Source organism: Thermoactinospora rubra, assembly GCF_002093975.1.
Lineage (GTDB): Bacteria > Actinomycetota > Actinomycetes > Streptosporangiales > Streptosporangiaceae > Nonomuraea > Nonomuraea rubra_A.
Window position 1 is genome coordinate 1 of sequence record NZ_MSZZ01000103.1, and the last position, 6,028, is coordinate 6,028.

The 6,028-nt window shown below is 71.4% G+C and carries 6 protein-coding genes; 4 read left to right on the plus strand and 2 right to left on the minus strand.

The window, feature by feature from the left end; all coding sequences use genetic code 11:
* Nucleotides 1–253 precede the first annotated feature (253 nt).
* Genes BSB02_RS38990 through cydB form a run of 3 tightly spaced genes read left to right on the plus strand, consistent with a single transcriptional unit; the run spans nt 254 to nt 3,230 of the window.
* Nucleotides 254–823: a hypothetical protein gene (locus tag BSB02_RS38990; protein ID WP_143591759.1), complete on the plus strand. Its 570-nt coding sequence runs from the start codon at nt 254–256 to the stop codon at nt 821–823.
* A gap of 40 nt (nt 824–863) precedes the next feature.
* Nucleotides 864–2,246, plus strand: a complete 1,383-nt coding sequence (locus BSB02_RS38995) for a cytochrome ubiquinol oxidase subunit I (protein ID WP_084966037.1) — start codon at nt 864–866, stop codon at nt 2,244–2,246.
* Nucleotides 2,247–2,258: 12 nt separating this feature from the next.
* On the plus strand, nt 2,259–3,230 hold the full coding sequence (cydB, locus tag BSB02_RS39000) for a cytochrome d ubiquinol oxidase subunit II (RefSeq protein ID WP_084966038.1): 972 nt from the start codon (nt 2,259–2,261) through the stop codon (nt 3,228–3,230).
* A 3-nt stretch (nt 3,231–3,233) separates the two neighbouring features.
* On the opposite strand, the gene BSB02_RS39005 is transcribed toward cydB, so the two are convergent.
* Together BSB02_RS39005 and BSB02_RS39010 are read right to left on the minus strand one after the other, a co-directional pair.
* Complete coding sequence (locus BSB02_RS39005) at nt 3,234–4,241, minus strand: DUF5685 family protein (RefSeq protein WP_084966039.1); 1,008 nt, start codon at nt 4,239–4,241, stop codon at nt 3,234–3,236.
* A gap of 74 nt (nt 4,242–4,315) precedes the next feature.
* A complete protein-coding gene (locus BSB02_RS39010) occupies nt 4,316–4,720 on the minus strand; it encodes a universal stress protein (RefSeq protein WP_084966040.1) in 405 nt (134 codons plus the stop codon).
* Between the two features lie 227 nt (nt 4,721–4,947).
* Here BSB02_RS39010 and BSB02_RS39015 point away from each other — a divergent pair, with 227 nt between their 5' ends.
* Nucleotides 4,948–5,922 carry an Acg family FMN-binding oxidoreductase gene (locus tag BSB02_RS39015; RefSeq protein ID WP_084966041.1) on the plus strand — a complete coding sequence of 325 codons (975 nt, stop codon included), beginning with the start codon at nt 4,948–4,950 and terminating at the stop codon, nt 5,920–5,922.
* The last annotated feature ends 106 nt before the right edge of the window (nt 5,923–6,028 follow it).

Consider the following 6,028-nt stretch of genomic DNA (forward strand, 5'->3'; position numbering starts at 1 on the left):
GACCTGCCGCCTGCCGCTCTCGACGTCGATGAGCTCGTACTTGACCGAGGAGGATCCGGTGTTGACGACGAGGACGGCGGTCACACCGCCACCCTAGGGTCTCCCGGCTGACCGGGCGGGGACTTTGGGCCCTGCCGTGCGGAGGCCGGCCGTGGGGAGAGTGGGTGGATGAGGATCCTGGTCACCGAATCGGAGCCCTCCGGCGCCGAGGCCGCGCGAGACCTGCTGATCGGCGAGGGGTACGACGTCGTCCTTGTGCCATCCACCCGAGGTGGTCGGCGCCCCGTGCGCGGGCCTGGCGCCGGGAGGACGCTGCCCGCTCGCCGACGGCGACGTCGACCTGGTCGTCGACGTACGGCGGACGCCCGGCCCGATGACGGCGCGGGAGGCCGGACTGCTGTGCGGCATGCACAGCGGCGTGCCGACCCTCGTGGCGGGCAGCCCGCCGACCGGCGCCACGCTGCCGGACACCGCCACCTGTGAGGCGGGCGACCTGGCCGCCGCCTGCGCCGAGGCGATCCCCGCGACGGGGGCGGAGGTACGGCGCGCCGTCACCGACGCCCTGGCACCGATCCTGCGCCGCGAGGGGGTCCACCCCGCCGTGCAGCTGGCGGAACTGGACGGCACGGTCCACCTGTACATCTCCGTCACGCACGCGCTGGCGGCCGACCATGTCGTGCTGATGCGTCGCATGGCGTGGCTGGCATACACGCGAGCCACGCGCGGGCGTGTCCATGCCGTGGTCCATGTCGCGCACCACCCAGGACCCCAGCGGCGCGCCGCGAAGGGAAGGACCAAGGTCCCATCGCCCAGGGCCAGGTGACCCTACGCCCGGACGGGGCGCCGCCCGGAAGCTGGCGGGCATGGATGTCCTGGACCTGTCGCGCTGGCAGTTCGGTATCACGACCGTCTACCACTTCCTGTTCGTTCCGCTGACCATCGGCTTGTCGATCATCGTGGCCGGGCTGCAGACCGCCTGGCACCGCACCGGCAAGGAGAAGTACCTCAAGCTGACGAAGTTCTGGGGCAGGCTCTTCCTCATCAACTTCGCGATGGGCGTGGTCACCGGCATCGTGCAGGAGTTCCAGTTCGGGATGAACTGGAGTGACTACTCCCGCTTTGTCGGCGACGTGTTCGGCGCTCCGCTGGCGATGGAAGGGCTGATGGCCTTCTTCCTGGAGTCGACGTTCCTGGGCCTGTGGATCTTCGGGTGGGACCGGCTGTCGCCGCGGCTGCACCTGGCGACGATCTGGCTGGCCGCGATCGGCACGAACATCTCCGCCTACTTCATCCTGGCCGCCAACTCCTGGATGCAGCACCCGGTCGGCTACCGGATCAACAACGGCCGCGCCGAGCTGACCGACATCTGGGCCGTGCTGACCAACCCCACCACCCTGGTCACCTTCCCGCACGTCATCTTCGGCGCGTTCGTCACCGCCGGCGCCTTCGTCATCGGGGTGAGCGCCTGGTTTCTCATGCGCAAGCGTGACGTGGACCTGTTCCGCACCTCCGCCAAGCTGGCCATGGTGGTGACCGGGGTCGCCTCGATCGGCGTGGCGTTCTCCGGCCACTGGCAGGCGCAGATCATGACCGAGCAGCAGCCGATGAAGATGGCCGCCGCCGAGGCGCTGTGGGAGGACGAGCGGGCCGCCGGGTTCTCCCTGTTCGCCGTCGGCGATGTGGAGAACGGCCGCAATCACGTCAACATCCAGATCCCTTACGGCCTGAGCCTGCTGGCCACCAACTCGCCGGACGGCCAGGTCGAGGGCATCAACGACATTCAGGCCCGCTACGAGCGGCAGTACGGCCCCGGCGACTACAAGCCGGTGGTGGGCATCGCGTACTGGACCTTCCGGCTCATGATCGGCTTCGGGGCGCTGGCGGCGCTGCTGGCCCTGGCCGGGCTGTGGCTGATGCGGCGCGGACGGCTGCCGGAATCCCGCTGGTTCTACCGGGCCGCGCTCGCCGGGATCGCCCTGCCGTTCCTAGCCAACACCATGGGCTGGATCTTCACCGAGATGGGTCGCCAGCCCTGGACCGTCTTCGGCGTCATGCGCACCGCCGCAGCCGTCTCCCCGGGCGTGGACGTGGCCGAGGTGGCCACCACGCTGGTCGGCTTCACTCTGGCCTACGCGGTCCTCGCGGTGATCGAGATCCGGCTGCTGGTGAAGTTCATCAGGATCGGCCCGCACGAGCAGGCAGAGCCCGAGACCGACGCCGACTCCCTTCCGGCCCTGACCTACTGAGGAACGCGCATCATGGAACTCACCACCGTCTGGTTCGTGCTCATCGCCGTGCTGTGGACCGGCTACTTCGTCCTGGAGGGCTTCGACTTCGGCGTCGGCATGCTGATGCCGGTGCTGGGCCGTACCGCCGCCGACCGCAAGACGATGGTCGCCACCATCGGCCCGGTGTGGGACGGCAACGAGGTCTGGGTGCTGGTGGCGGGCGGCGCGACCTTCGCCGCCTTCCCCGAGTGGTACGCCACCCTGTTCAGCGGCTTCTACCTGCCGCTGTTCCTCATCCTGCTGGCGTTGATCGTGCGGGGGATCGCGCTGGAGTACCGCAACAAGACCGCCTCCGCCAAGGGCTGGGACCGCGCCTTCTTCTGGGGCTCGCTCGGCCCGGCCGTGCTGTGGGGCGTGGCGCTGGCCAACGTCGTGCGCGAGGTGCCGCTGGATGCGAACCACGAGTACACCGGAACGCTCTTCACGCTCCTCAACCCTTATGCGTTGCTGGGCGGGGTGGCGACGGCGGCGCTGTTCGCCCTGCACGGAGCCACCTTCCTGGCTCTGCGCACCACCGGCGAGCTGCGGGAGCGGGCCACGAGGGTGACCTGGCTGCTGGGCCCGGCGACCGCCGTCGTGGCCGGGGTGTTCCTGGTTCTCACCGTGGACAACCCGCTGACCTGGATCGCCGTGGCCGTAGCGGCCGCCGGGCTGCTGGCCACGATCCTCGCGACGCTGCGCGGCCGGGACGGCTGGGCCTTCACCGGCACCGCCGTCGCCGTCGTCGCGCTGGTGGTCACGCTGTTCGGCAACCTGTGGCCGGACGTCATGCCTGCGGTCGACCCGGCCAACAGCCTGACGGTGACCAACGCCTCCTCCAGCCCCTACACCCTCACCGTCATGACCTGGGTGGCGGCGATCTTCACCCCGGTGGTGCTGGCCTATCAGGGCTGGACATACTGGGTGTTCCGCCGCCGCGTGACCGGGGCCGTTACCTCCTGACCGTCAGTTGCAGCAGTCGCAGCAGGTACAGCAGGTGCCGTCACGGAAATAGAAGCGCTCCTCGCACGGGCGGCCTCTGCGCTTGCTCCAGCGGGGACGCCACAGGCCGCAGGTGAAGAACGTGCCGATGCCTGCCAGCGACTTGCGGATCCAGCCGGGGCGTTCGTAGGAGGCGGTGAAGGCGCGGTCGATGGCCCGCCGTACCTCGGTCTCCAGCAGCACCCGCACCAGGTGCCGGTCGGCCAGGTCGGCCTCGGCCAGCGCCAGGGCCAAGCCGTGCGCGGCGTCCTCGCACAGCCGCCGCGCCTCGGCCGGTGGCGTGCGGGTGGCGATGAGCGGGTTGAACGCGCCGCGCTCGCGGTCCTCTTCCAGGTCCTCGACGGCGTCCAGCAGGTGGGCGATGCGGCCGAAGAAGCGTCCGGCCTCGGCCAGCGGGGCGGCGTTGCCGGGTTTGCCGGCCAGCACCGTGGTGTGGGCAAAGGCGGCGGCGACCGCGTCCTCGGTGAGGGCGGTCAGCTCCAGGAGGGTGACCTCGTCGCGGCGTTCGAGCTCGAGCTGCCGTTCCGCGGCCGTCGTCAGTGTCGTGGCGTCGAAGCCGACTCCGGCGGCCAGCCGTACGCCGCCGTCCTGCCAGCGGGCGGCCAGCCGCCTGCGCACGGCCGCAGTGGCGGGGGAGGCGTCGCCGTCGGCGACCTGATCGCGCAGGCGGCCGGCGGCCAGCAGCAGGGACACGCCCGCCGCGAGGCGGGCACCCTGGGCCTGGGCGTCGACGACGTCGGCGGTACGGAAGCCCCGCAGCGCGCACGGCCCGGCCATCCGGTGGGGAGATGCGGTGGGTCGCTGGGCCTCGGTGAGCACCGAGATGATCAGCGTGTCGTAGCCGGTGGCCAGCCGGGCGGTGTGGCCGTGGCCGTCCCGCAGGGTCAGGCACAGCCCGCACAGGTGGGCCCGCCACGCCTCGCGCAGCGTTGGACAGCCGTGCGTGCTGCACGGGCGCAGAATGCCGAACACAGGACCTCGCCGTCTTTTTGGAGCGTTCTAGGGGGTGATCGGAGGGATCGTACTGCCTGCCCCCCGGGACGCCGCTAGACCCTGGCGCCGGGGGCCGGGAAGTGGACACTCCAGCTCATCCGTCCCGCCAGGTCGCCGCTGTCACAGACGATGACCGGACAGGGAGCCGCGTGAAGCACCGCCGCGACGGTGGCCCCCTCCAGTGGCCGGCCACCGAAGCCGGTCCCGAGCACGATCGCGTCACCGCCGGAGGCCTGGCAGCTGAGCACTTCGCCCGCCGGGCCGGTGAGCAGCAGCGTGCGCTCGCCGTCCGCGAAGTGGGCCAGCAGCCGCTCGCCCTCGCGCCGGACGTCCTCGCCGGCCTCCTGGACGACGTGGACGACCAGGAGGCCGACGCCTCGCCGTACGGCCTCCTCACGGCCCCGGCGCAGAGCGGCGATGGAGCTCGGTGAGCCGTCGAGCCCGACGATGACAGCCATGGCACCCGCCTCCTTTCCAGAGGGATTGAGGTGGCCAGTGTTGCGGCGGTGATGGATCGGTCCCAGAGGCGGACGGCCCACGTGGAATCGGTATTGGTCCTGACACCGGCATATCTCCCCAACCGGACATGAGGGCCGATGGCCTGTCGATGCGGGACTTTCGGCCCTGACCTGCGACCTTGTCCGCGTGATGCGCTGGAGCCATCCCTGCTGGAAGGTGTGCCGCCATGAACGACAAGGCGACGAAGGACAAGGCGATCCGCGCGGCGATCGAGGCCGCCACCTGGGCCCCGTCGGTCCACAACACCCAGCCCTGGACCTTCGCCGTGTCCGGGGAGGAGATCAGCCTGCGCGCCGATGTGGAGCGCAAGCTGCGCGTCAGCGACCCGAGCGCCCGCGAGCTGATCGTCAGCTGCGGCGCCGCGCTGCTCAACCTGCGCGTCGCGCTGCGGGCCGAGGGCTACGAGCCGATCGTGCGGGTGCTGCCCGACCCCGACCGGCCCTCGCTGCTGGCCACCGTACGGCCCGGCCAACCGGTGACGCCGGATGAGACAACCCGGACGCTGGCCGGAGAGGTCAAGCGCCGCCGTACCCACCGGGCCGGGTTCACCGACCTGCCGGTGCCCGACCGGCTCATCGAGCGGCTGGTGCGGGAGGCGGCGGCCGAGAAGGCCACCTTGACCCCCGTGCGGTCGGAGGCGGCCGTGGACATCCTGGCGGCACTCACCCAGGCGGCCCAGGCCGTGCAGGTCCAGGACCGGGCCTTCAGCCTGGAGCTGATGCGCTGGGCCCGCCCGCCGGGCAGCCCGCGCCGCGACGGGGTGCCCGCCGAGGCATACCCGCGCGGGGGATGGCCGGGCCGGTTCCCGCAGCGGGACTACGCCCACGGCCAGGACTGGGGCAAGCCGGGCGACCAGGGCATGGCCGACTCCACCGGTCTGGTGGCGGTGCTGACCACGCCCGGCGACACCCGCGAGAGCTGGCTCGCCGCGGGGCAGGCCCTGGAACGGGTGCTGCTGCACGCCTCGGCCTACGGCGTCGGCGCCGCCTTCCACACCCAGGCGCTGGAGATGTACCACCTGCGGGAGTTCCTGCGGCATGAGCTGTGCTCCGACCAGTACCCTCAGACGATCATGCGGCTCGGGATCACGTTCGAGGACAGCCGAGCCGTGCGCCGCACGCCGGCGGAAGTCCTGGACTGACGGCTCGCCGTGGTGGCGGCTCTGCCGGACGGCGAGGCTGTCGGCGGAAGTCCCGGGTCGGCGCGGGCCGAAGGTCCCTCCCACGCGAGACCTCCGGCACTACGGG

Excerpts from the sequence above, each read along its gene's own strand:
- BSB02_RS38995 (WP_084966037.1), top strand. The coding sequence starts at position 864 with ATGGATGTCCTGGACCTGTCGCGCTGGCAGTTCGGTATCACGACCGTC.
- cydB (WP_084966038.1), top strand. The coding sequence starts at position 2,259 with ATGGAACTCACCACCGTCTGGTTCGTGCTCATCGCCGTGCTGTGGACC.
- BSB02_RS39015 (WP_084966041.1), top strand. The coding sequence starts at position 4,948 with ATGAACGACAAGGCGACGAAGGACAAGGCGATCCGCGCGGCGATCGAG.
- BSB02_RS39010 (WP_084966040.1), bottom strand. The coding sequence starts at position 4,720 with ATGGCTGTCATCGTCGGGCTCGACGGCTCACCGAGCTCCATCGCCGCT.